The 2,034-nt window shown below is 40.9% G+C and carries 4 protein-coding genes; 1 reads left to right on the top strand and 3 read right to left on the bottom strand.

Annotation, left to right across the window (positions count from 1 at the left end):
* Window positions 1-94: 94 nt before the first annotated feature.
* Window positions 95-499, bottom strand: a complete 405-nt coding sequence (locus tag QJ48_RS34185) for a hypothetical protein (RefSeq protein WP_054977733.1) — start codon at window positions 497-499, stop codon at window positions 95-97.
* A 207-nt stretch (window positions 500-706) separates the two neighbouring features.
* Window positions 707-970, bottom strand: coding sequence for a hypothetical protein (locus tag QJ48_RS34190; protein WP_054977734.1), 264 nt, complete (start codon window positions 968-970; stop codon window positions 707-709).
* A 47-nt stretch (window positions 971-1,017) separates the two neighbouring features.
* Between QJ48_RS34190 and QJ48_RS34195 the strand changes: the two genes are divergently transcribed.
* A complete protein-coding gene (locus QJ48_RS34195) occupies window positions 1,018-1,224 on the top strand; it encodes a helix-turn-helix transcriptional regulator (protein ID WP_054977735.1) in 207 nt (68 codons plus the stop codon).
* A 224-nt stretch (window positions 1,225-1,448) separates the two neighbouring features.
* Here the strand turns inward: QJ48_RS34195 and QJ48_RS34200 are convergent, their stop codons facing one another.
* Window positions 1,449-1,904 carry a hypothetical protein gene (locus QJ48_RS34200; protein ID WP_054977736.1) on the bottom strand — a complete coding sequence of 152 codons (456 nt, stop codon included), beginning with the start codon at window positions 1,902-1,904 and terminating at the stop codon, window positions 1,449-1,451.
* Window positions 1,905-2,034 lie beyond the last annotated feature (130 nt).

Genomic DNA, 2,034 nt, shown 5'->3' on the forward strand with positions numbered 1-2,034 from the left:
AGACTCCCGGCCGGGAGTCCTTACGAGCTTTGCTGCTTATATAGGTTTTTCTCAGATTCATGGCGCAAAGGAACTGTTCTGTGTCGGGACGCCGTTAGCGAACCACCCGAATGTTCACTTTCATGAAGTTGGTGCATTGCTTTTTGTTTTTGATGAACAGCATATACTGGCTGCTCTGTCTAACATAAATCGTATTGTTTTCCGGTTGCTCTTTCCGGATCGCCTGGTTGTTATTTCGAAGATCCACAAGCCACCAATCATACTCGTCGGCGATAATCGAGGTTAAGCGAATCCCCTCGTTTGGCTGGAGTACATAAGGACCCGCAACCGCGACGGCCCCCGGCTCCAAATGATACGTAACCTCGCCTTCCGGCGGCGCGACAATAATCTGCTGCTGAGGCGGTTGTGGAACCGGGGTTCCTTCCGCCGCAAGGCCGGGGCTTGATACAAGACTTGCTCCAATCACGGCAATCGTTAAAGCAGTTGTCATTTTTTTCATTTCTTTATCCTCCTCCGAATAACACCGTGCAAAATAATTTTTGAGGTCTGGCCAGAGCCCTCAAGCAATTAATACCATATCGACCCTTTATTTGAAATATTTTTCAATCAAATTACACAATCTTTTTATCCAAAAGTTACAAATTTTTGAAGTTAACGTGATCATTATTTTATTTAACCTCTCGGTAAAGTTGCGTATCTCTGGATCTCAGACCAACCCTGTTTCATGTTGTAACGATAGGCTCAGTGCCTTTTCTAACCGCACATACAGCAATTCGGTTTGCAGATCGAGGGCTGCGCGATGAAGGATCGAAACAATGTCTTCAACCGCTAATTTATGTAATGACAGTAATTGACCACTGGTTATATCCAATACAGCCATGGTGCAAGCTTCATAGGTTTGAATTTGCCGCATCAGGTCTCGTTCTTCGGCATCCAATCGATCCTTAAGGGTAGTTTCGGTCATTTCCATATCGGGAACCTCCTCGTAGGACGGCTTCCACTGGGGGAAGATACAAAATGAGAATCAAAGTTAGATTGCAAGAAATTTTAGATGAACGAGGTATTTCCCAACGTCAGCTTGCGTTAATAGCTAACATGCGCCCGGGAACGATAAACGCCCTGTGCAGGGGAACAACTGACCGAATTTACATTAGCACCCTCGAAGAAATTTGCGTGGCATTGAACATCCACATCCATGATTTGATTGTTATGGAAGATGAATAATCTTTATTGGGCAACAATACCTGATTGAAATGTACCCAATGATTCACGAAACCGGTAAAAGTTCCCCCTCCTAAAAATGAGTATGTAAAAAATAAGCTTATTCCTACTTATAATTCAAGTCGGAATAAGCTTTTTAACGTTTTGCTTGTTATCAGTTGTTGACCTACATTATCAGCATTCTCAATCCCTTAACATTTCTGAAACTTGCACCCTTCACTAAAATATTAACAATAATACTGTATACGTCTTTCTTGTGGAGGGATTCTCTCGTCAACTAGTAGTTCTGCTTGTAGCAATTTCGTTTTATTCTCTAATTTTGCAATGAACAGTGCGTAAAAATCACCCGAGGTTGGATATGAAAATAGTCCATACCCCTTTTGAGACAGTATTTTGTTGGCTTCCCTTATCTTTTCAGGTAAAAATTCATATTCAAACTCTCCTAATTCCTCGAGTTTTTCTTGTGTAGCTAATTCAATATAATGATCGATTTCATAATCCAATATATAGTTGACTATCTCCCTATACTGCTCACCTTTATAATCAAGATATAGAAATTTTTTAGTAGTCAGACCATATTTTAATAGTCCCTTGTGTAAGTCTAGCTCTTCTTGACCACTTAAAAATTTTTCCAAACCCTTGCTATCATGGAATATGAACTGTGCTATCCCTTGATCAAGCATACTTGCTCCCCCGTTTATAATTATTGGAATAATTCCCCATATTTGTTTGGGATATATTCCGGATAGTTTTTGCGATAAAAATTATCGATCAGAAGCAGCAAAGGATCCCACTCAGGGTATGGTTCAGGGT

It is taken from the genome of Paenibacillus sp. A3 (assembly GCF_001399685.1).
In the GTDB taxonomy this organism is placed as follows: domain Bacteria; phylum Bacillota; class Bacilli; order Paenibacillales; family NBRC-103111; genus Paenibacillus_G.